Origin of the sequence: Chitinophaga sp. CF118 (genome assembly GCF_900112615.1) — a bacterium.
GTDB lineage: Bacteria > Bacteroidota > Bacteroidia > Chitinophagales > Chitinophagaceae > Chitinophaga.
The window spans coordinates 539,891-563,149 of sequence record NZ_FOMK01000002.1; the positions used below are offsets into that span (position 1 = coordinate 539,891).

At 41.5% G+C, this 23,259-nt stretch carries 18 protein-coding genes; 15 read left to right on the top strand and 3 right to left on the bottom strand.

Features of this window, described 5'->3' with window-relative positions; translation table 11 throughout:
• Positions 1–238: 238 nt before the first annotated feature.
• The 6 genes from BM176_RS10405 to BM176_RS10430 all read left to right on the top strand — a co-directional run bounded on the left by BM176_RS10405 (position 239) and on the right by BM176_RS10430 (position 8,260).
• Positions 239–4,420 carry a hybrid sensor histidine kinase/response regulator transcription factor gene (locus BM176_RS10405; protein WP_090102533.1) on the top strand — a complete coding sequence of 1,394 codons (4,182 nt, stop codon included), beginning with the start codon at positions 239–241 and terminating at the stop codon, positions 4,418–4,420.
• A gap of 121 nt (positions 4,421–4,541) precedes the next feature.
• Positions 4,542–6,596 carry a PAS domain-containing protein gene (locus tag BM176_RS10410; RefSeq protein ID WP_090102535.1) on the top strand — a complete coding sequence of 685 codons (2,055 nt, stop codon included), beginning with the start codon at positions 4,542–4,544 and terminating at the stop codon, positions 6,594–6,596.
• Positions 6,597–6,610: 14 nt separating this feature from the next.
• On the top strand, positions 6,611–7,003 hold the full coding sequence (locus BM176_RS10415) for a response regulator (RefSeq protein ID WP_090102537.1): 393 nt from the start codon (positions 6,611–6,613) through the stop codon (positions 7,001–7,003).
• 295 nt (positions 7,004–7,298) lie between these two features.
• A complete protein-coding gene (locus BM176_RS10420) occupies positions 7,299–7,757 on the top strand; it encodes a DUF6934 family protein (RefSeq protein WP_090102540.1) in 459 nt (152 codons plus the stop codon).
• Positions 7,758–7,772: 15 nt separating this feature from the next.
• Entirely contained in the window at positions 7,773–7,958 is a 186-nt protein-coding gene (locus BM176_RS10425) for a hypothetical protein (RefSeq protein ID WP_090102542.1), read from the top strand.
• Positions 7,959–8,062: 104 nt separating this feature from the next.
• Positions 8,063–8,260 (top strand): hypothetical protein, encoded by a 198-nt coding sequence (locus BM176_RS10430; protein ID WP_090102544.1) that lies wholly within the window; start codon positions 8,063–8,065, stop codon positions 8,258–8,260.
• A gap of 17 nt (positions 8,261–8,277) precedes the next feature.
• Here the strand turns inward: BM176_RS10430 and BM176_RS10435 are convergent, their stop codons facing one another.
• Positions 8,278–8,646 (bottom strand): hypothetical protein, encoded by a 369-nt coding sequence (locus BM176_RS10435; protein WP_090102547.1) that lies wholly within the window; start codon positions 8,644–8,646, stop codon positions 8,278–8,280.
• Positions 8,647–8,762: 116 nt separating this feature from the next.
• Entirely contained in the window at positions 8,763–10,775 is a 2,013-nt protein-coding gene (locus tag BM176_RS10440) for a glycoside hydrolase family 19 protein (protein WP_090102549.1), read from the bottom strand.
• 531 nt (positions 10,776–11,306) lie between these two features.
• Here BM176_RS10440 and BM176_RS10445 point away from each other — a divergent pair.
• From BM176_RS10445 to BM176_RS10485, 9 genes are all read left to right on the top strand, one after another.
• On the top strand, positions 11,307–14,489 hold the full coding sequence (locus BM176_RS10445; protein WP_090102552.1) for a SusC/RagA family TonB-linked outer membrane protein: 3,183 nt from the start codon (positions 11,307–11,309) through the stop codon (positions 14,487–14,489).
• A gap of 17 nt (positions 14,490–14,506) precedes the next feature.
• Positions 14,507–16,063 (top strand): SusD/RagB family nutrient-binding outer membrane lipoprotein, encoded by a 1,557-nt coding sequence (locus tag BM176_RS10450; RefSeq protein WP_090102554.1) that lies wholly within the window; start codon positions 14,507–14,509, stop codon positions 16,061–16,063.
• 133 nt (positions 16,064–16,196) lie between these two features.
• Positions 16,197–17,045 (top strand): alpha/beta hydrolase, encoded by an 849-nt coding sequence (locus BM176_RS10455; protein ID WP_090102556.1) that lies wholly within the window; start codon positions 16,197–16,199, stop codon positions 17,043–17,045.
• Between the two features lie 112 nt (positions 17,046–17,157).
• Entirely contained in the window at positions 17,158–18,429 is a 1,272-nt protein-coding gene (locus tag BM176_RS10460) for a PAS domain-containing sensor histidine kinase (protein ID WP_090102558.1), read from the top strand.
• Positions 18,430–18,444: 15 nt separating this feature from the next.
• Positions 18,445–19,503, top strand: coding sequence for a response regulator (locus BM176_RS10465; protein WP_090102560.1), 1,059 nt, complete (start codon positions 18,445–18,447; stop codon positions 19,501–19,503).
• An 84-nt stretch (positions 19,504–19,587) separates the two neighbouring features.
• Positions 19,588–19,989, top strand: a complete 402-nt coding sequence (locus BM176_RS10470) for a hypothetical protein (protein ID WP_090102562.1) — start codon at positions 19,588–19,590, stop codon at positions 19,987–19,989.
• A gap of 65 nt (positions 19,990–20,054) precedes the next feature.
• Positions 20,055–20,462 carry a MauE/DoxX family redox-associated membrane protein gene (locus BM176_RS10475; protein WP_090102564.1) on the top strand — a complete coding sequence of 136 codons (408 nt, stop codon included), beginning with the start codon at positions 20,055–20,057 and terminating at the stop codon, positions 20,460–20,462.
• Positions 20,463–20,561: 99 nt separating this feature from the next.
• Entirely contained in the window at positions 20,562–20,780 is a 219-nt protein-coding gene (locus BM176_RS10480; protein ID WP_090102566.1) for a hypothetical protein, read from the top strand.
• Between the two features lie 95 nt (positions 20,781–20,875).
• Positions 20,876–21,943 (top strand): hypothetical protein, encoded by a 1,068-nt coding sequence (locus BM176_RS10485; RefSeq protein ID WP_090102568.1) that lies wholly within the window; start codon positions 20,876–20,878, stop codon positions 21,941–21,943.
• Here the strand turns inward: BM176_RS10485 and BM176_RS10490 are convergent.
• Entirely contained in the window at positions 21,915–23,243 is a 1,329-nt protein-coding gene (locus BM176_RS10490; RefSeq protein ID WP_177230362.1) for a RagB/SusD family nutrient uptake outer membrane protein, read from the bottom strand. The genes BM176_RS10485 and BM176_RS10490 overlap by 29 nt on opposite strands.
• Positions 23,244–23,259: the final 16 nt, after the last annotated feature.

Here is a 23,259-nt window from a genome sequence, read left to right on the forward strand (position 1 = left end):
TAAGATCCCAAAAGTATCATTCCAACAGAGTTATTACAATGGAGGATTGTAAAAATGCCTGTAAAAATGTAACGGAAAGATGGAAAAATTGACAAACCACTGGAAAAATGTGCGGGCTGGTGTACATAAGACACCATAGGAAAGACATTTCATCCTAATGATTTATATTGAGGATAGATAAGAATGAATACTTTATAAATTCCATCCGGTATACCACAGGCCGGCAAAGAGAAACGTTATGCGACTGCAACAATGGATCCTTCTTTTCCTGCTGTTAATAGCAGGGCATTCCTATGCACAGGCTATTTCTGATCCTGATAGCAATATCCGTCTGGAACAACTAACCACTCGCGACGGGCTTTCCCAAAATACTATCCGCTGTCTTTTACAGGATAAAAAAGGGTTTATATGGATAGGCACCCTTAATGGACTAAACCGTTATGATGGTCGCAAATTCATTGTATACAGGCCGGAATATGGTAATCCCAACTCTATCAGTGATAACAGGATAAGAGAACTACATGAAGATAAACAAGGGTTGATATGGGTAAAAACAATAGAAGGCCGGTTTCACTGCTTTGACCCCAGGAAGGAAAGTTTCGTTGAATACCTTCCTGATTCTGTTGTAAAAAGCTATGATCATTTCTTTGAAGCGTCCAACGGGGAGATCTGGTTATATGGCAAAGCAAATGGCAGTCTGCGGATCAGAAAACAAAAAAAACACTTCATCACCCAATGTTACAATAAACAACAGCCGGTTAATTTTGTATCTGAAGATTCCCGGCAGGGCATCTGGATAGGTACTACCGGAGGGTTATTCCGTTTGAAAAATGATGAACAGGAAATTGTGTTCAGGGGTAATTTCATACAGGCGATCACGGACCAGCAGCAGGTATATTTCATTACCCGGCAAAGCGGCATCTTTACACTGGCAGGACAGCAATTTAATATCCCGGAAGGAATCCAGCTGACCAATGCAGCCTTATTGGCAGGGTCACGTTTATTACTGGGCACACAGCAATCAGGTGTATTTGTAGCAGATCTTCTATCCGGACAAATAACGCCCGGCAACCAGCTATTGGGAGAATCCATCACCGGGCATATAGATGTTATTACAGACCCGCAACACAGGATCTGGATCAATAATCATTCAGGCATCGTATGGTATTATGATATCATCAAACAGAAAACCACAAGGATGGAACTGATTCCTCCGGCAGTGATGCGTTTAATTGATGACTGTCGTTATTCCTTCTTTTCTGACAATAAACACCATACCTGGATCACCACTTATGGAGGTGGTTTGTATTGTTATAACCATGTAACAGATAAGTTGCAACACTTCTCTTCCACTCCTGACAATCCAAACGGGCTAAGCTCAAATTACCTGCTGAGCATACTGGAAGACCGTGCGGGCCTCATATGGGTAGGCGCAGAACATACCGGGCTTAATAAACTTGTACCTCAATCGCTGAACGTAGCACATATTTTCCCGGAAGAAACCTCTTCAGGACGTTATACCGCCAATAGTATTAAAACTATATATGAAGATAGTCATGACCGTTTATGGGTAAGCACCCGGAACGGAGCCTTGTATCTTTACAATAGCAAGCTGGAAAAAATCCGCTCACTGGAGCACCTGTTACCCGGGCAATGCGCCAATATCTATTGTATCACAGAAGATACCAGAGGTTATCTATGGATAGGCACAAAAGGGAATGGTCTGTATATTGTTCACCGGGATTCACTGCAACAACGTGCCAGGCACTTTGAACTACCCGCAGGTGATACCAGCAGCAATGCCTACAAACTGGTATACACAATTATGCAGGATCAGCAACAACGAATGTGGATAGGAACTTTTGGCAGCGGCTTACATCTTGCTGTTTATAAAGGAGGAAACAATATTTCATTCCGGCAGTTCTTTAAGAATAACGAAGCCCCGGTATACATACGTTGCCTGTTACAGGATAAGCACAATCGCATATGGGCAGGCACTAATAATGGGTTGCTGGTATTTGATCCGGAAGCACTAATGCATGATGAAAAGGCTTTCACTACTTACCAGTCGAACCTCAAAAGTAAAAATGGTCTGGCCAGCAATGAAATTAAAACAATCTGCGAAGATCATAAGGGACGCATCTGGATAGGGACTACCGGAGGAGGCTTTAGCCAGTTTATGCCCCGCAAGAGAAATTTTATCACATACACAACCCGACAGGGACTCTCCCACGATATTGTGAATGGAATGCTGGAAGATTTGCAGGGCAATCTGTGGATCAGCACAGAAAATGGTGTGACCCGTTTCAATCCGGAGAAACGCACTTTTGAAATCTTTTACTTCGCCAATAACACATTAGGGAATCTCTTTTCTGAAGCAGCCTGTTCCCGTACACATAAGGGACAGTTGCTGCTGGGCAGTTTAAATGGGTTTTACAGTTTTTATCCCGAGCAACTGAAAACTATCAGTGCAGATGCTGCGGTGATTCTTACAGGCTTAAATATAGCAGGTAATCAGCGCGTAAATGTTACAAAAGAGATTACCCTTGAACCCGGACAGAAAATCATCAGTATAGAATTTGCCTCACTGGCATTTAAAAATCCGCTACAAAACAAATACACTTACATCCTTGATAAATATGAAGACGAATGGAATACACCTTCCAGCTATAATATTGCCACCTACCGTAACCTTCCACCGGGGAAATACAAATTTCGCGTAAGAGGCACCAATGACGACGGCACCTGGAGCAAACAGGAAGCTACCATACAAATTAATGTACTTCCTCCACTCTGGCGTTCTAATCCCGCCATTGTGCTATATCTCTTTATCCTGCTGGCACTCATCCTGGGCATTCGTTATGTGACAAAACGTATTTCCCGTTTGCAACATGCAGTGGAACTGGAAAAACAGCTAACAGAATACAAACTCAATTTCTTTACCAATATCTCCCATGAATTCCGTACTCCCCTTTCGCTGATCATGAGCGCGATGGAAAGTATGTCGCCGGGCAAACATCTGCATATGATGCAGAAACATGTTACTTATCTTATGCGGCTTGCAGATCAACTGCTCGACTTCCGGAAGATCCAGCATAAAAAGATGCAGTTGCAGGTACAGCAAACAGATGTGATTTCTTTTCTCCGGGACATTTGTGATGGGTTCAACGACCAGGCAGCACAGAAGCAGATCTCCCTGGACTTCCATAGTAACGTCTCCACTTACAGCATGTGGATAGATACCAACAAGCTGGATAAAATGTTATACAATCTGCTCTCCAATGCGTTTAAGTTTACGCCTGCCGGTGGTCATGTTGTAGTGCAGGTGAGGGTAGCCGACAAATTACATATCCTGGTATCTGATTCAGGCATTTCTATTCCTGCAGCTAACCAACATCTGGTATTCCAGAAATTTACCCAACTGAATTTCTCACCTACTGGTACGGGCATAGGGTTATCCCTGACCAAGGAACTGGCAGAACTGCATAAAGGCAATATCTCGTTCCATAACAACCCGGATGCCGGTGTTACATTCACCATTACACTGCCATTGGGGAATATTTATTCGCCGGAAGAAACCGTTCCTCCGGAAATGACGAAGGCGATGATGCCTGCTGCCAGTATAGCCGAAACTGAAGATATACCTATCCCAAGTTCCAGGTATAAAGTGCTCATTATAGAAGACAATCCTGATATCTGCGAATATCTTACCACTTCTCTTGGCCGTTACTTCCATATCCATACAGCCAATAATGGCCGTGAAGGTCTCGCACAAGCTATTGCGCAGGCACCGGACCTGGTAGTATGTGATGTGATGCTACCTGAAATGAATGGCCTGGAAATTGTGCAGCGCATCCGTAATGAATTCCAGACCTGTCATATTCCTGTAATATTGCTCACTGCATTATCTTCCGGGGAGCACCAGTTAAAGGGTATCGATGCCGGTGCTGATGCCTATATTACCAAACCATTCAGTATCCGTTTCCTACTCACCAATATCATCCGCATCATTGAGCAACGCGAGAAGATTCGTAAACGTTTTGCAAACGATCCCGGATTTTTTGCGGTACACATCTCAGAGAATGAAGCTGATCAGCAATTCCTCGACAAACTGAACAGCATCATTGACAAGAATATTGACAATCCACAGTTTTCAGTAGATGAATTTGCGACGGCAATGAAACTGGGGCGTACGTTATTTTATAAAAAGATCAAGGGGCTGACAGGATATTCCCCCAATGAATATATCCGGCTGGTAAGGGTTAAAAAAGCGTCTGAGTTGCTGAATACAGGAGAATATACCATTGCGGAAGTAGCATACAAGATAGGGATGAATGATCCCTTCTATTTCAGCAAGTGTTTCAAAGCGCAGTTCGGAGTACCCCCAAGTGTACATTTGAAGAAGTTGAAAACAGGATAAAATTAAACAGATATGTTTTTATTTAAATAAAAGAATTAAACCAGTATTTACTGGAGTGAACCCTTTTTAAATCAAAGTGTTATAACTGTTAAAGTGATGCAATCACTGCTTTGACAGACACATGCATATACTAAACAGTCTTTTACAGGAACAGATCAATAAATACCAGGGCGAAACACCCATTCCCGAATATCTCTCCAACTTTCTCAGCATTGTAAGTGAAACTTATGAGCACTATGAGAAGGATCAGAAGTTGTTGGGAGATGTCCTTAATTCAGAAGGAAACGGCAAGGAAGAGGCCGTAGCGCACCAGGAACATCTTGAAATATCGCAACAGATTGCTCATATAGGTAGTTGGGAACTTGATATTGAAAATCTGGAAGATACCAGTAGAAACCGGCTTGCCTGGTCGGACGAAACCTATCGCATACTCGGATTTGAGCCGGGATCAGTTACCCCTTCTACAGAAGTATTCTTTAGCCGCGTTCATCCTGAAGAGGTAGAATTAATGCGTAATATTGTAAAAGATGCTGTTACCAATGGTCAGCCTTCTAATATAGAATACCGTCTTCTTCTGCCAGATGGCATGGAAAAATTTATTCTCGCCCGTTCGGAGACACTGGTTGATCCAAAAACAAAAGCTCCTCTTAAATTGAGCGGGACTATACAGGATATTACTGACAGAAAGAAGGCCGAAGAAGAACTACGAATAGCGAATAATGAATTAAGAACACTTTTCGAAAACATGCAGGAGGTTTTCTTCTCTGTAGATATGGAAACGTTTCAACAACTCCAGATGTCCCCGGCTTGCGAACAGGTTTACGGATATCCACGGGAAGCCTTTATAGAGAATCCTAATTTGTGGTATGAAATGATTCTTGAAGAGGACAGACATATAATCTCTGCTAATGACCCTATCCTTTTTGCAGGCCAGTCCGTAATAAATACGTTCCGTACACGCAACAAAGATGGAAAGATAAAATGGCTGGAAGTTAAAATTACACCCACATTAAATAAGGAAGGAAAACTGATCCGGATAGATGGCATTGCAGCCGATGTAACGAAACGAAAGGAAGTAGAAAATGCCCTCAGAGACAGTGAATACAAATTCAGATCCCTTATTGAGAATAATTCAGATGCAATAATGATAATAAATGAAAACGCGGAGATTGTTTTCTCAAGCAATTCACTATTCCGCATTACAGGATATCATCCGGAAGACGTTATCGGGATTCCGAACATTACCTTTATTCATCCGGATGATATAATCAGTATACAAAAAAGCAGGGAGGACCTGTTAAGTAATCCAGGTAAGACGAATACAATACAATACCGGAGGCGCAGGAAAGATGGAAGTTATATCTGGTGCGAGAGCATTGCTACAAATATGATGGAAGATCCAATTATGCATGGGATCATCATTAACTTCCGTGACATTACCGAACGTAAAGAATATATAGAAGCACTTAAAGCATCCAATGAAGATCTGAAAAAAATAAAGATGGAAATGGATCGCTTTGTATACAGTATTTCACATGACTTACGAGCTCCACTTACCTCTATGTTGGGGGTTCTTCAACTCATTCAATCTGAAGTTACAGATACACTTGTACTTAGCGATCTCCAGCTTATTGAAGGGAGTATTAAAAAGCTGGATGGATTCATCCTGGATATCCTGGATTACTCAAGAAATTCAAGACTGGAAATAAAACTGCAAGCCGTATGTTTCAACGATATTACTAATGAAGTGATGAATCATCTTAAATACATGGGAAAAGGGAAAACGACTATTGATATAAGAGTCGATATAAATGAAGATCTATACTTTTATTCCGATAAAGGTCGATTAACTATCATTCTTAATAATCTTATTTCGAATGCTATGAGATATTGTAACCCTGAGGTAGCCCATCCTTTTGTAGAAATTAATATTACATCAACCAGCAGGGAAGTGAACATCAGGGTTAAAGATAATGGTATAGGTATCAGTGAGGAAAACCAACAAAAAATATTTGATATTTTTTACCGGGTATCCAGCAATTCAATTGGTTCCGGTTTAGGATTGTATATAGTGAAAGAAGTAGTCGCCAAACTTTCTGGTTCTATTCAATTGCAGTCGTCCCCTGGTAAGGGAAGCGAGTTCAGTATTCATCTGCCCAACCTTGTTAACGTTTAATTAAAGCGAACTGTATGCATAAAAAAGTAATGGTTATAGATGACAATCCGGTAGATAGGTATATTGCAGAAAGGATTTTCACGAAATATGAATTTGCTGAAGAAATTGTTTGTATAGACTCTGCAAAAAAAGCACTCGAATACCTTATATCATTCAAAGATATTCCTGATAAATTACCTCATCTGATATTTCTTGATATTATGATGCCGGAAATGAATGGTTTCCAGTTCCTGGATGAATATAAAAACCTACCCGAAACCATCAAACAAAACTGCATCATACTAATGCTGACAACATCAATACATTCAGAGGATCATGACAAAGCAAATGATAATCCCTATGTGAACAGATTTCTTAATAAACCTTTGAATGTGGGTGTACTGAAAGGGTTGGAGGATTTGGAGTAGGAGCTATCCTTCTGGCAAGGTATTTACTTTTGCAGGCCGTTCTATCGGTACGCGTATGATTATAATATTAGAGTTCATACAGGCTAAATTTGTTCCTCACCACATTTAACTATTATTGTCTCACTTGTTAATCATATCTACACTTTTTTGGAATTTCCAGATTATATTTTTACATTTAACAAGCTGTAATAATTCCCGTACAGTTTAATGTTTGTTAAAATGAACTTCAGGGAATTAAACTTCTTTTTATATCCCCTCTAAATATTTTGTTAACCAGTAATTCAATTTTAAGCAAATGAATGTAGAACGTTATGAGTATGCCGTAAATCCAACGGTAGATTGTATACAATATGAATTTTATAGTCAGGGGCCCAATGGAATGATAAAAAAAATTATCCGTTTTGATGAATTCAGTGATAATTCTTATAATTTATCATTTGGCGATAGTACGCCAAAAACTGAAACTTTTTCAGACTTAACAACTTCAAACAATGAAGACACGGAAATGGTATTAGGTACTGTTGCGAATACTATAATGGAGTTTACCAATAAACATCCTGAAGCTACGATTTACGCCGAAGGAAGTAGTCCTGCAAGAACGAGACTTTATAGAATTTGCATAAATAAACATAGGAAAATAATTCGTAAGAATTTTTATATCAATGGCCTGCTTATGAATGGAGTGTGGGAGAAATTCAGAAAAAACGGGAAGTATATTGCTTTTGCAGGAACACGAAAAAATTTGTACATTTAATTAAATTGAAGTTTTATGCACAAAAATCTTTTTCAAGAATCCTATCCCGGTTCAGGTGTGACTAAATCAGGAACAGTTATAGACCGGAATATAATTATCAAAGATTATAGTAATGACCCTTCATTTATAGAGATGATGGCAAGAGCAAGAGAAAATATTAAGACCATCCCAAAACATCTGCTACGTCCAACAAAAAAATAAAAGCCGTCCTAATGTGACGGCTTCTTCTTTTATTTGATAATTACTGTATCAATTATATATTCATTCATTTCAGAAAGAAAATTCTGGTAACAAATCTCAATTTTATGAAAAAAGATCTTTTAGAAGAATCCTATCCTGGTTCTGGTGTAACTGAAGCAGGGACAATTATAGACCGGAATATAATTATCAAAGATTATAGCAACGATCCTTCATTTATAGCAATGATGGCAAGAGCAAGAGAAAATATTAAGACTATTCCAAAACATCTGCTACATCCAAATAAAAAGAAGAAGCCGTCCTGATGCGACGGCTTCTTCTCTTATTTGATAATTACTGTGTCAATTACATATTCATTTTCTGCAGAAAGAAACTTCAGGTAATAAGTACCGGCTGCTTTTTCCTTGAAAGTATAAGTTTCCGTTCTTATCGGCATATCCATCGTACACATACATCCTTTGTAAACCGCCTGCACTTTAATTATACGAATATTCCCTTTTGCCTGTTCTACAAACTTGTTAAATTGTCCACAACCACTGTTTACCTGGAAGGAAACACTAGCCGTATTTGCTGTGCTGTTTTGAACATCGGTAACATACGCATCTGCGTATTTAGTACAATTCTGATCTACAGTTGTTTTTTTGCTACATCCGGCTACTACAGCCAAAAGAATAAGTCCCTTAAATTTCATAATAGCGTAATTAATTTATAATTACCCCTGCCTCTAAACAAGCAGGGAATTGTAACTAAACGCAGAATGAGTGCATTTAGTTACAATTCCCTACAAATTATAAATATTTATTCCGCTTACTGTATCCTCACCACTTTCGTTGTACCAATCTGCTCAGCACGTTCAGTACTCACTTTCAGTATCCATACACCATTCGGTACATGGCTGATATCCAGCTGAATTTTTTGCGCGCTTTTGCTTCCAGGTGTATACACCTTCTGCAATACAGGCTGCCCTGTTTTAACATCCAACAGGGAGATCAGCAGTTTTTCCTGCGTATTGGCATTGACTGTCAATTGCAGGGTACTACCCGCTACAGGGTTTGGATAAACAATTACTTTTTCGGTAGCATTACCGGCAATAGCTGTATTCACTCCAATTCTCGCTGCGCTGGAAGGACAATTGCTGATAAACTGCCATACCTGTCCATCTGCAGAATTCAGATCTGGCCGTTCCCCCTGTGTCCACCATCTGGCTTTGTAGATCTTACCGTTATAAGCTGCCTGGTTACCAGATACATAAATGCTGCCGATAGCCCAACCCGCAACTGTGCCGCAAGACTCCCCATTGCCACCGCCGTTTCCACCGTTTCCTGTACAAGTACCGACTACTGCCCAGGTAGTGTTGCTACCCGGAATATCGGCGGCCCCTGCCCACCATTGGTTACGGTATACTACGCTGTTGTACAACACGATAGTTCCGGCTGTTTCATATATTTTAGATGCATCCCATACTGGCAGATAAGAACAACCTTCCATAGTAGCGGTGTTATAAACCGCAAACGTAATGGTGCTCACTACAGAGTCCTTACCAGTACGTGCGCCTGCTGCTCTTGCCGTATAGGACTTGTAAGCAGTAGGTGTAAATTGTGCAGAAGTACCGGCCGTCGTTTGTCCGTTTATGGTGATATATACCTGTGAGATCTCATTGCGTGGATCATTCTTTGCCACAGTGAGGGTAACGGGCGATAAGCTGGTTACATTCAGAATTCCATTTGCAGGAGATGAGAACCTAAGAGAAGTCACCTTGCTGCATTCTGCAGCATCAATAGAGAACCGTCCCATATTAGCACAACCGCAATTAGCGGAATTATTGCCACCATCCAGCTCAAGACTTACTTGTTTAAGGGTAGTATAACGCTGATAATGACCTATCCGGCTGAGCACCTTCGTGTTCTCTGTAGTTCCACCACATTCTACTCCACCATTGATAACGTTGACAGTTGCACCAAAACCGGGTTTCAGCCCGATAGCCAGTTGCTCTGCAGTAGGCGTGAATTTTCCGGGGATCATTACATCATGACAGGAAGGCTTCGGATATTGCTGCGCCATCCAGAACCAGATGCCTGTTTCAAAAGCAATTACACCATCTTGAATTACCTTTTCAGGATTTGCCAGTAACACGTTTTTATCACCAAAAATGAATTCGCTGGCCTGACCGTAGTTATAATTGTAACTCAACTGGATAGGACCACGGCCATGGTATGATTTACCAGGTGCCGGCGGATAAGTGGTGTTAGTTTCATCGCGGTACCCGATGTTTGTAGTCCCTTCATATCCTACTTCCTCACGGAAGTACAATCCCCAGGCATACTGACCACCAGGTGCTGTAGGCCAGCCGCCGGTAGTTTCCTGTGAAATGTTGGCAAGGAAGGCCATCAGTTCACGTTTACGGACAGTCAGATCACCGTCACCTGCAAAAGTGGCATAATCAATCGTTTCTGTAATGATCATGTTCGTAGAGATATTAAAATCTGCATCCGTACGGATCACGATAGAAGCACCGGTAGTTTTGTCCACGCGGGTAAGGCGGTAGGCATTGGTACCACAACGGCGTTCGGAGATGATCTTAATGTTGGCCATCCGGCTTACAGCCGTCGCAAAATTACTGTAAGAATAAAAATCCTTCGCCGCTGTTGTGGGCAATGTACCGGCACCGGTACGGTCGTCCGGGTTAAAGCGGTGCGGGAAAAATACATTCCAGTCTGCGCTGGCCATTACATCTGAAAAGGTTTGGGCATTTACTGTTGCAACGCAACATAAAAAAAGCAATGCAAGCATGCTTCGCCGTAAAAAGGCACGGGTTTTCATAGATATCTATTTTAGGTTTCAAGAAAAAAAACATCATAACGCATTCATCTGCAGATGATACGGACAGTTATGCATTATTAAAAACAAGGGTGGAAAAACCGGTGCTTAATACGGCCGTAATAAGCTCAATGTTTAAATAATGGAAATTTTGAGACTACAAAGATAATGATAATTACTACGAGCCCCCCTCATAAGAACAGATAAAAAATTCAGGAACTATTTTGATATCTGGTATAATTGTATATTTTTGTTGGAGTTCACAAACCAAAATCGAGGACACTTGAGTTATCATATTCGTATTAAATCATTAACGTAATAATCAATAAATAAGATCCAACGAGTGTATTTTATGCCTTCTCATAGATAAGTTCCACATCATTGTTACAGGTCATGTATATCAACGCACGTGCGTTTTATACTTATAGTATTCATGTGTTATTTGCTGCTGCATTATAGTCTAGGTTGATGTTGTGCCTGTTTCAACCACAGGACGCTAGATCGCTTTTTGTCACCTAGAAACCAAAAATCAACATGATGTTGTCAACTCAGATGTTTAATCTGTTGCGAAGTGGTGCGTTGCCACTTTCCATTGCCTTTGCCATGGGCATAAGCGTACAGGCTTCTGGCGCTGTACACGGGAAATCTGTAGCACCCGGCCGGAATAATGCTTACAGACTGCCTCAGGATACTACAGGGCCACGTATCACGGTAAAAGGTATTGTAACAGATGGAAAAACTCCCTTACCTGGCGTTACTGTCAGGGAAAAGGGTACTAACAATGGTACTGTTACCAGCGGAGACGGTAGCTATACTATTACAGTAAAAAAGAATGCCCTGTTAGACTTTTCGCAGGTAGGACTTGCTACACTGCAGGAACAGGTGAATGGCAGACAGGAAATAAACATCTCACTGGGTACTGAAACGAAAGGGCTGAACGAAATAGTAGTCACCGCACTGGGTATCAAACGTGAATCCAAAACGCTGACCTTCGCTGCTCAAAAGCTGGATGGTGCAAAACTGAATGAAACAAGAGATGCAAACTTTGTGAACAGCCTCTCCGGTAAAGTAGCAGGGATCTCAATAACACAATCGGCATCGGGTCCGGGTGGTGCATCCCGCGTGATTCTGCGCGGTAACCGCTCTATTTCCGGGAATAACAATGCCCTGTTTGTAGTGGATGGTGTAGCCATAGATAACTCTACGCCGGATCAGATAGGGAGTGACTTTGGTGGTTATAACGGAAGTGATGGTGCTGCCAATATCAACCCGGATGATATAGAATCTGTAAATATCATGAAAGGTGCTGCTGCTGCTGCTCTTTATGGGAGCAGGGCTTCGAATGGAGCTATTATCATTACCACTAAAAAAGGTAAATCAGGAAAGGTATCACTTGATTACAACGGAGGAGTAGCCATTGAAAATCCATTATCACTTCCTAAATTCCAGAATACTTACGGACAGGGTAACGGAGGAGTATCTTCTACCAATGCCAGCGGTAGCTGGGGTGCTGCCACTACCACCTATAAGGATAATGTGAAGGACTTTTTCAGGAATGCAGTAACGCTGAATAATTCAGTAGCGGTAACCGGTGGCGGAGAAAAAACACAGGGATACTTGTCGTATACAAATAATAAGGTGCAGGGTATTGTACCTAACAATGACCTCACCCGTCATACAGTGAATCTGCGTTTAAATACACAAGTTACTAAACGCCTCTCTACAGATGCAAAGCTGACCTACGTAAACCAGAATATTGAGAACAAACCAAGAGGTGGTGAAGAGAATGGCCTGATCATAGATCTGTATAAAGTTCCACGCAGTGTGAGTTCCGAACAACTGAAGAACTATGAAACGATCAATCCGGATAACGGTCAGCCAATGCCGCTATACTGGCTTCCTTCCTCTTCTATTTATATGAATCCTTACTGGATGGCCAACAGGACTTCCTACAATGAGATGCGTAACCGTGTCACGCTGCTGGGTACTGCAAAGTATGAGATCACTCCATGGTTAAGTATTCAGGGACGTTATACACTGGACAGGTACAATGATAAGTCTGAAAACAGGTACTATAATGGTACGTTGTTATTTGCCAGCCAGGGAGGTACCATGACTACCGGTTTCAGAAACGTAACAGAGAGAAACGCAGATGTGTTGTTATCAGGAACCAACAATCTTGGAAAAGATCTGAAGATCACATATAATGTTGGTGCCAGTGATCTTGTAAGGAAAAGCGATTACACCGCAACAACCGCAAACGGACTGAACATCCCCAACAAGTTTGACCTTTCCTATGCAACTGCAAGGAGTGTGCTTACTTCAGTGGTAGACCGTGACCTGCAATCAGTGTATGCCAGTGCTAACATTGGCTTCCGTGATTACCTGTTCCTCGATATCAGCGGACGTAATGATTGGTCCTCTACTTTACCAAAACCATATTCTTTCTTCTATCCGTCTGTAGGTCTTTCTACAGTGATCTCTGATATGGTTCACCTTCCATCTTTTATCTCTTTTGCCAAAGCACGTGTATCGTATGCCCGTGTAGGTAATGACGCGGATCCTTACTACCTGTTACAGGCTTATTCTTACCAGGAAGGCGGTACCAACGGTTATATCCGCAGAGATGGAACTAAAGCCATCAGCAACCTGAAACCGGAACAGACCACTTCCTGGGAAGGTGGTTTGGAATGGCGCTTCCTGAATAACCGCGCAGGTTTTGATCTCACTGCCTATAAGACAAACTCAGTGAACCAGCTGTTGCTACTTGCTTTAGCACCTGGTACAGGGTTTGACAACCAGTATATTAATGCCGGCAACATCCAGAATACAGGGATAGAACTTACCCTGAATGGGACACCTGTAAAACAGAAACACTTCCAGTGGGATATCACTATTAACTATGCTGTTAACAGGAATAAAGTAGTCCGTCTGAGTCCTGAAGTTAAACAAGGTGTATTGAGTGGTACAAGCAATCCGGGCAGCCCGGTAAGTAATGGCTTTGGAAGAACAGCTACGCCTATCGTAAATGAAGGTAGTGCTTATGGTGATCTTTATGCCACACGCTGGGCAAGAGATGCCCAAACGGGCCAATATCTTGTAGATGATAAAGGTAGGCCGGTAGGTTCTACTGTAACAGAGAAGATTGGTAATTTCAATCCAAAATACACCTTCGGTTTTACAAATACTTTCACTTATCACAACTGGTCATTAAGTTTCCTGATAGATGGTAAAGTAGGTGGTGTGATGACTTCCGGTTCAGAGGCTACCATGGCCTTTGATGGTACCGCTGAATATACTGAGAAATACCGTAATGGAGGATGGGTACTGCCAGCATTGAACCAGACCACGAAAGAAGTGAATAAAGAGGCCATTGATGCTGAAACGTTCTGGACTACCGTATCTGGTGGCCGTTACAGCTGGGGAGAATTCTTCACATACGATGCTACAAATATCAGGGTACGTGAACTGTCTGCAGGATATACTTTTAAATTGAATCCTCAATCCATTTTTAAGTCTGCTAAGATTTCATTTGTTGCACGAAACCTGTTCTTCTTATACAGAGGATCCTCTATCATGGATATACCAGGCATAGGTAAACGCAAAATGCGCTTTGATCCGGACGTGAATCTTGGTGCCGGTAACTTCCAGGGTATTGAATTTGGTAACATGCCAACTACACGCAGTCTTGGACTAAATGTTAAGTTATCCTTTTAAAAGCTAAAAAATAATTGATGAAACATATATCAAACCTGGTATTGATCGGCACTGTGCTCAGCATGAGTGCATGTACCAAAGACTTTGACAGTAAAAATACGAATCCCGGCAAAGTGGTAAATATCACCAACCAGGAAATTCCTTTCATGTTCTCTAAAGCAGAAGCTGCAGCTTCTTATACCGGAGGTGATTACCAGGTAGCACAGAATCTGTTTGCCGATCTGTATGCACAATACTTTGCAACCACAGCTACCTACTTTCCTTCTGACAGGTATGTGATGCGGTTCGACTGGGTAAAAACACACTGGAGCAACCATTACACACAAGTACTACCTCAACTGCAAACAATCTTTGCATTTAAGGAAAAAAATACAGCAGAATACGCACTGGCAAAATTGATCTGGGTATTCTCCTTTCATCGTCTTACCGACTATTACGGTCCTGTTCCTTATTTTCATGCAGGAGAAGCTGCAACATCTGTTCCTTATGATAGTCAGGAAAGTATTTATGACGATCTGTTCAAGCAACTGGACAGCGCTATAACTACATTGAATGCTAATCCGGATGCAAAACCTTATGGCAATTTCGATCTGATCTATAGCGGAAATGTGGCTAAATGGACAAAGTTTGCCAACACCCTGCGTCTGCGACTGGCACTGCGTATTTCAAAAGCAGATCCTGCCCGTGCAAAAACAGAAGCAGAGAAAGCAGTAGCTGCGGGTGTAATGACAGCCGTTGCAGATGATGCTATGATGATAAAATCAGCAACAGTATCGTCTGATGGAAATGGACTAAGTGTAATATCCGGTTGGAATGAATTCCGTATGAGTGCTTCCATGGAATCAATGTTGAGAGGATATAACGATCCCCGCCTGCCCGTATATTTCCAACCCGCTGTTAAAACCGGCGAATATCATGGTGTACGCAATGGTTTAACAGCTACACAGCTGAATATAGAGCAGAATACCAACGATTACAATTCAAATGTTGGTTCCCGCTGGATCAGCTGGAGCACTGCTGATAAAAAATGGGTATACAGTTATGGTACCCCTCAGGATATTATGCATTGTGCAGAAGCTTATTTCCTGCGTGCGGAAGGAGCTTTGAATGGATGGAATATGGGAGATAATGCGCAAACGTTGTATGAAACAGGTATTCAAATGTCTCTTAATCAGTGGGGCATTACAGATGCGGCGGTGATCACTGCATACAAAACCAACGCAGCTACTCCTATTGCTCCGGGTGATCAGCAGGGTTCTGCTCCGGTGAATAGCAGTCCTGTAAAATGGGCTGCCACGGAAGCACAACAACGTGAACAGATAGGTACACAGAAATGGCTGGCATTATATCCTGATGGCTTTGAAGGCTGGGCGGAAGTAAGGCGCAGTGGATTCCCTATACTGTATCCTGTGGTGAACAATGACAACGCAGACATTCCTGCGGGTCAGGCTATACGCCGTATTCCTTTTATAGAACTGGAAAAGCAAACGAATGGTGCGGCAGTTACCAAAGCAGTAACCCTGCTGAATGGTGCAGATAATGCTTTTACCCCTTTATGGTGGGATAGAAATTAGTACTTGATCCAATTAAAAAAATATCCGGATTAATAACGGCCTTCAGCCATTATTGATCTGGATATTTTTTTAGTTAAAGAGTCGTTTCTCTTTCACTTTATTTGTATTTTACTACCTGTAAACCCTCCACATTATGAAACATCTTTTTTGTTCTATCGTATTTCTTATAACAGGTATGCAGGTATTTTCACAGGAAAAAGATCTTATTCATCTATGGCCAGGCACCGTTCCGGGCGAAACTGCGGCTAAACAGACAGCTGTTCCTACTTCAGATACCAGCCGCGGTGTTATCCGCCTTACCAATGTTACCGACCCTACTTTACAGGTATTTAAACCTGAAGGGAAAGGCAATGGCGCAGCCGTAGTGATCTGCCCCGGAGGTGGCTATCAGATCCTTGCCATTAACCTGGAAGGATATGAAATAGCCAAATGGCTAAGCCATCTGGGTTTCACTGCTTTTGTGCTGCAATACCGTGTGCCGAAAAAACAGGAAGGTGCTTTACAGGATGTACAACGGGCTATGCGTCTTGTACGCAGCCAGGCCAAACAATGGCAACTGAATCCTGAAAAGATTGGTGTAATGGGCTTCTCTGCCGGCGGCAGTTTGAGTGCCAGGATCAGCACATTATATGATAAAGACAGTTATACGAGGATTGACGAGGCAGACAATCTATCTTCCAAACCAGCTTTTACCTTACTCATATACCCAGCTTATCTGGATCAGGGAAATAACCGCAGCCTTACACCGGAACTGACAGTAAATGTACAAACCCCTCCTATGTTCCTGTTTGCCACGGCAGACGATCCTTATGCGAACAGTGCCCTGGTAATGGCTGGTGCCCTGCGGGATGCCAAAGTACCCGTTGAACTGCATTTTTACGCGAATGGCGGACATGGCTATGGCCTCAGACCGGGCAACAGTGCAGCAGAGGTATGGCCGGCACTCGCTCAACAATGGCTCCAAAAAAATGTTTTACGCTAAATACTGACCATTATCATGCGATTGGCTGATGATAATCATCAGACTTAATACATCCAAAAAGGAAATTTGTGTGCTATAAGGTATATTTACCATTATTCTTTAATGGTGATATATGAATAGCACATCTAAGTGGCTGAAAAAGCCTTTACGTTTCCTGAATACGATGCTGAACAGAAACAACCTTTATAAGAAAGAATATAATAAAGAGCTACAACGGTTTGAAGCACTGTTTAACTATGCAAGCATAGGAATTCTGGTGACTAACCAGCAGGGAGAAATTGTATTGATCAATGATTTTGCCCTTCAGCAGTTTGGATTTACAAGAGAAGAACTAATTGGGGAAAAGATTGAAATCCTGATGCCCCAACGGGTACATGGCAGTCATGTACGCCACCGTGAAGGTTATAATCATCATCCGCAGAGCAGGCCTATGGGAATTGGCATGGACTTGTTTGCCAAAAGAAAAGATGGTACCGAATTTCCTGTAGAGATCAGTCTGAGCCAGTATAAACATGAAGAAGGCGCTTTTGTGATTGCATATATCAATAATATTACCGAACGCAAAAAATCAGAAGAGAAAATAGAGAAACTGAATAATGAGCTGGAACAAAAGATTACTGAACGTACACAACAGCTAACCAATGCATTAGAGCAACTGGAACATTCCAAAGAGGAAGTGATAACAGCCCTTAACAAGGAAAAGGAACTAAGCGAACTGAAATCACGATTTGTTTCCATGGCCTCTCATGAATTCCGGACTCCACTTAGCACCATTCTCTCCTCTGCATATCTGGTAAACCAGTATACTTCAGCAGATGAACAAAACCGGCGTACTAAACATATTCAACGGATTATCTCTTCAGTTACCCTGCTTACAGAAGTCCTGAACGACTTCCTTTCTGTCGGGAAGATAGAGGAAGGTGGTGTACATCTTCGTATCAGTATTTTTGATATTTACCTGCATATCAATGATGTTATGCAGGAAATGCAGGATATTGTACGGGAAGGACAACAAATCATTTATGAACATGAGGGCCATACACAGGTGCAACTGGACCCTTCCCTTCTGAAACATATCCTGCTAAACCTGTTGGGCAATGCGATCAAATTTTCCCCCAAGAATGCAGTAATCAGAGTTAATACCAAACATACTGGCAAAGAGCTGATTTTAACCGTTCAGGATAAAGGAATGGGTATTTCTGCTGAAGATCAGCAACATCTGTTCGAGCGTTTCTTCAGGGGTGGCAATGTAAGTAATATACAGGGAACCGGATTAGGACTCCATATAGTTAGTAAATATGCAGAACTGATGAACGGACAGATTACCTGTAACAGTGAAATAAATGAAGGCACTATCTTTACTATAATATTCCAGCAAGCATAATTAAAAGACATTACGATGAAAACAATCCTGCTCATAGAAGATAATGATGAGATCCGTGAAAATACGGCGGAAATACTGGAACTTGCAAACTATAAGGTTATTACAGCAGAGAATGGTAAAACCGGTGTGGAACTGGCATTATTACATAATCCTCAACTGGTTGTATGTGATATCATGATGCCTGTACTGGATGGATATGGCGTGTTACACCTGTTACAGAAACATCCGGAAGTAGAAGATATCCCTTTCATTTTCCTGACAGCTAAAAGCGAACGCAGTGATTTTCGTAAAGGCATGGAAATGGGTGCTGATGATTACATTACCAAACCATTTAGTGGTACAGATCTGCTGAATGCCGTAGAAAGAAGACTCAAAAAAGCCGAACTAAAACAACAACAATTACCAGCAGATATGGAAGGCCTTCAGCAATTACTGCTAACCGCAACAGGAAGCAATCCTTTAAAAAAACTCATGGAGGAGGGCAATATAGATCGTTTTAAAAAGAAACAACTTATCTACCAGGAAGGAAACCGGCCTGCAAGCCTCTACTATATACAAAAAGGCAAGGTAAAAACCTATAAGGTGAATAATGATGGGAAAGAGCTGGCAGTGAATCTTTATAACAGCGGAGACTTTCTGGGATATGTAGCACTTCTGGAAGGCAGCAATTATCATGAGAATGCTGAAGCATTGGAAGCATGTGAGTTAACAGCCATTCCCCGGGAAGACTTTGAAACACTGATCAATAATAACCGGGATGTTGCCCAGCAGTTTATCCGTTTGCTTGCAAAGAACATCTCGGAGAAAGAACAGCAGTTGTTACACCTGGCATATAGCTCCCTGCGTAAAAAAGTAGCGGAGGCCCTCTTGTTCCTGAAAAAGAAATACCATCAGGCTGCAGACGAACCTTTCTCCATTGATATGTCCCGTGAAAACCTGGCAACGATAGCAGGCACTGCTACTGAATCCATGATTCGTACACTGGGGGATTTCCGCGATGAGAAACTGCTGGAAATAAAACAAGGGGTGATTACAATACTGAATGAACAGAAACTTGCAAACCTTGTAAACTGACAAAAATCATTTTTCCTGCTGACGCAAGTTCTGTGTAGCGGCTCCGGAGCTGTTTATCTTTACAACTGATAAGATAGATTAGCAATGGAAGATCTGCACAATGTTTTAAATATTTGTATAAAACAGCTGGCAATACTGGAGAACCAGAATATTGCACTAAAAACGCAGCTGGCCCACATCCTTAAATACCATTTTGACCGCTCATTGCTGGAAACGCTGGAATACTTCCACACTGCTTTCCTCCAGCAGGATACCCGTTTTGAAGCATTACGCAGTGAAATCTCTTTACAGCAGACCTGGCTTGGCCAACCTTATACTGATACTGTTAACAAGGACAATATATACAGGCACCAGCAACACATCTATGAAAAGCTGGGCCAAATGGAAAAGGACGTACAACGCTTAATGTCCGTTTTCAATGATTATTTGCAGGTTCACTTCTCCAATATCGCACTCAATATTCCCTCCACTATCAATAAGCTTTGATAATCTATTTGAAAAGGATGTCGACAAATTAAAAATATATACTATATTGCCATCACCTTAATCCTATGCCAAGAAAAACGTTCATCGACATTATTTGTGCCTTGCTGATATTCCTATTCATATATACAGGTATCAGTAAATTATTAGATTATAATACTTTCAGACGGCAGTTGGGGCAGTCTCCCTTCATTACTTTTTATGCACCCCTGTTAGCCTGGATGTTACCGCTAGGCGAAATTATTATTGCCGGCATGCTGTCGTTTAACCGTACCCGTTTATCCGGTTTATATCTTTCCTTTTTCCTGTTATGTCTTTTCACGTTTTACCTGGGGGCTATGTTACAACTGAGCTACTATATCCCTTGTTCCTGCGGAGGAGTATTACAATCCCTATCATGGCAGGCACATATTATTTTAAACATTGCCTTTATTCTGCTGGCTGCTGTAGGGACATTATTACAGCCAAAAAAATAATTACGTACTTCCATTTTACCTATAGGCACTAACAATAACAGGAGTAGCCGAAAACCTGCAGAATAGAGTAGGCATATCACTATACTTTAAATTATAACCATGAAAAAGATGTTATCCATCACATTTCTGGCAGCAGTGATTGCTGCCGGTACCGCCTTTGCAGGTAAATTAGATTCTACTACTCAGTGGATGTTAAATAATGACGCCATCGTTGTTGGTTTACAGAGCGAAATCAAAACTGTATATTGCCCCGGAGCAAACAATGCACAATGTGCGATCATGGTCGAAGCGCCATATACGCTGATCAGAAAACCGTAATTATCTTTTATTACTTAAGGGGGAACTAAAGGCTCTGTCAGAGAGCTCCTGACAGGGCCGGGTTCTTTATTCCAGGGACACACTTGTAATTTATCATGAGACGTATTTATTATTTAGCAGCATTACTGTTGACTGCATTCTTTATCATCGCAATACTTGTTTATACCGCAGATTTCCCCAATAAACATAAGAACGGGTTTAACAGGCATTACCTGCAGCATGCGGTAGCTCCATTAGCAAATATCCCTACTGAAGGAATCATACAAGGTATTTCCGGTGCAACTGTTACCCAATTCTTTTTCTCCACCGGCGACCCTGAAAAAATAATTACTACCAATCACCAGCTACAGGAGAAAAAACTTATTACCCTTCATATAGATGCAAAAGATGTGATCCACACTTCCTTTTTTACAGAAGTAGATTCGCCATTCATATACGTGTATGCATATAATCTGCCAGCTATTTTCACGGGGGATATACATACCGGTACTACCACTAAAAAACTATTGCCTCCAGGTGCTTTTTCCAATGCGCATTCACTTGGTAAGGGTACATTTATATTACGCAAACTAAGTACTAAAATACCTGATCAGTTTTTTATAAAAGCCAGCACGAATTCAGATAGCATTACTACAGAAGATCATTTGTCTGCATTACATTATGATGGAGGAATGAGTACAGACGGATTATTGCATTATGATACAAGTACACATATTTTTACCTTCCTGTATTATTACAACAACTCCTATATCTCTTTTGACAGTATACTACGGCCTGCAGGTAGTGGACATACTATTGATACCTTCAGTCATTTCAGATTTGAGTTGTCCGGTAAAACAGCTACAACAAAACACGTGTATACCGCCGAGGGACCTGATCATATGATAAATGCCGCCAGTTGTGTTTATAAAGGTAATTTATATGTACGGTCAACACTGAAAGCAGATAATGATAGTGATACTGCTTATGAAAAGAATATAGTGATTGATATGTACAATTTACAAACCCATGAATACCTCGGTAGTTTTTATCTACCGGGAGATCCCAGAGAAAAAATCAATAAGCTGGCTATTTTTGATGATGTGCTCCTGGTACATTGTAAAAACCAGATACGTGCCTGGATGCTGCATGTTACTAATATCCGGCATTTTGAGTCAGATTAGGATTTCTGTCCCGTTCCTGTTTGGGAACGGGATATAAGGTATCTGTAAGTGTCCAGTAAGGTTTTATTACTTTCAATACCGTATCAATACGGCCGTTACGTTGCAGGGTTAACCAACGGTCGCCCCATTCGGTAAACAACTCAACTTTTCGTTCTTTTTCAACGGCCAGCAGACAGTTTTCCTTAGTAAGATCAGAAGGGAGATCTGTCAGCCCGGCGTAATGCCTTATAATATTAAGATCCGCCACTGCTCCCGAAATATCATCCTGATGACACCGGGCTTCTGCCCTTATCAGATATAATTCTGCAATGCGTAATACCATTACATACTCAGCATCATCACTTGTGGAGATCGTATTCTTCTTGTATTTATAAGGATAATAATACAGGCCGCCTGCGTAAGTAAAAGAACTCGTCCATTTTGTTTTGCGGAGGTCTCCTGGCTCAAAGGCATTCATAAAATCAGTAGTAAACGGATAATTAGAATACCCGTCACTGACTGGTATAAATGTTTGTCCGGCGTAAGTATAACCATCTTTCATCCAGAATTGCAGAATAGCTGATTGGCTATTCTTAAAGAAAACGCTGTCCGGCTGTGTATTTGGAAACATACCGGAGTTAATGACAAGGGCTGCATTTTTTTCTGCTTCTGCCCAGTTTCTCCATTGGAGATACACTCTTGCAAGCATAGCTATTGCCGCCCATTTATTGGCACGTACCTTTTCATTACTGCGGTAAGTAGCAGATAACAGCAGAGACGCTATCTCCAGATCGGACATCATCTGTTTATAAATATCTGCTACTGGTGCACGTGCAGCCAATTCCGTCTGGTTTATATCTGTAGAAGTAATTAATGGCACATCTCCCCAATTGCTGACCAGGTAATAATAGCAGAAGGCCCGCAGGAATCTCGTTTCACCAATTAGCTGCATTTTTTTTTCCGCAGAAATGTTTGATGATACTAATCCTTCAAGAATCGCATTTGCTCTGTAAATAGCTTTATAAAAATCACGCCAGGTGTATAATATTAATATATCATCGACCGGAATCGCATTATTTACGAAGCGCATGTGTGAAGTGTTGAGCGTGGTCAATTCATCTGCAGTCATTCCGTTGATAAAGAAAAGCGCACTACTGGTATATCGTCCGCTCAATACATAATAGATATCGGCTACAGCAGCATCTGCCAGTTCATCATTTCCCAATACCAGATCTGCCGGCAGTTCACTTGCAGGTGTATCTACTGTAATTAACTTTTTACAGGCAACTGGTATCAGCAGCAGGCAATATATTATGTACAAAAAATACTTGTGACTA

What these genes read in the sequence shown, in the direction of transcription:
- BM176_RS10405 (WP_090102533.1), top strand. Translation starts at nt 239, where the DNA reads ATGCGACTGCAACAATGGATCCTTCTTTTCCTGCTGTTAATAGCAGGG.
- BM176_RS10410 (WP_090102535.1), top strand. Translation starts at nt 4,542, where the DNA reads ATGCATATACTAAACAGTCTTTTACAGGAACAGATCAATAAATACCAG.
- BM176_RS10415 (WP_090102537.1), top strand. Translation starts at nt 6,611, where the DNA reads ATGCATAAAAAAGTAATGGTTATAGATGACAATCCGGTAGATAGGTAT.
- BM176_RS10420 (WP_090102540.1), top strand. Translation starts at nt 7,299, where the DNA reads ATGAATGTAGAACGTTATGAGTATGCCGTAAATCCAACGGTAGATTGT.
- BM176_RS10425 (WP_090102542.1), top strand. Translation starts at nt 7,773, where the DNA reads ATGCACAAAAATCTTTTTCAAGAATCCTATCCCGGTTCAGGTGTGACT.
- BM176_RS10430 (WP_090102544.1), top strand. Translation starts at nt 8,063, where the DNA reads ATGAAAAAAGATCTTTTAGAAGAATCCTATCCTGGTTCTGGTGTAACT.
- BM176_RS10435 (WP_090102547.1), bottom strand. Translation starts at nt 8,646, where the DNA reads ATGAAATTTAAGGGACTTATTCTTTTGGCTGTAGTAGCCGGATGTAGC.
- BM176_RS10440 (WP_090102549.1), bottom strand. Translation starts at nt 10,775, where the DNA reads ATGAAAACCCGTGCCTTTTTACGGCGAAGCATGCTTGCATTGCTTTTT.
- BM176_RS10445 (WP_090102552.1), top strand. Translation starts at nt 11,307, where the DNA reads ATGATGTTGTCAACTCAGATGTTTAATCTGTTGCGAAGTGGTGCGTTG.
- BM176_RS10450 (WP_090102554.1), top strand. Translation starts at nt 14,507, where the DNA reads ATGAAACATATATCAAACCTGGTATTGATCGGCACTGTGCTCAGCATG.
- BM176_RS10455 (WP_090102556.1), top strand. Translation starts at nt 16,197, where the DNA reads ATGAAACATCTTTTTTGTTCTATCGTATTTCTTATAACAGGTATGCAG.
- BM176_RS10460 (WP_090102558.1), top strand. Translation starts at nt 17,158, where the DNA reads ATGAATAGCACATCTAAGTGGCTGAAAAAGCCTTTACGTTTCCTGAAT.
- BM176_RS10465 (WP_090102560.1), top strand. Translation starts at nt 18,445, where the DNA reads ATGAAAACAATCCTGCTCATAGAAGATAATGATGAGATCCGTGAAAAT.
- BM176_RS10470 (WP_090102562.1), top strand. Translation starts at nt 19,588, where the DNA reads ATGGAAGATCTGCACAATGTTTTAAATATTTGTATAAAACAGCTGGCA.
- BM176_RS10475 (WP_090102564.1), top strand. Translation starts at nt 20,055, where the DNA reads ATGCCAAGAAAAACGTTCATCGACATTATTTGTGCCTTGCTGATATTC.
- BM176_RS10480 (WP_090102566.1), top strand. Translation starts at nt 20,562, where the DNA reads ATGAAAAAGATGTTATCCATCACATTTCTGGCAGCAGTGATTGCTGCC.
- BM176_RS10485 (WP_090102568.1), top strand. Translation starts at nt 20,876, where the DNA reads ATGAGACGTATTTATTATTTAGCAGCATTACTGTTGACTGCATTCTTT.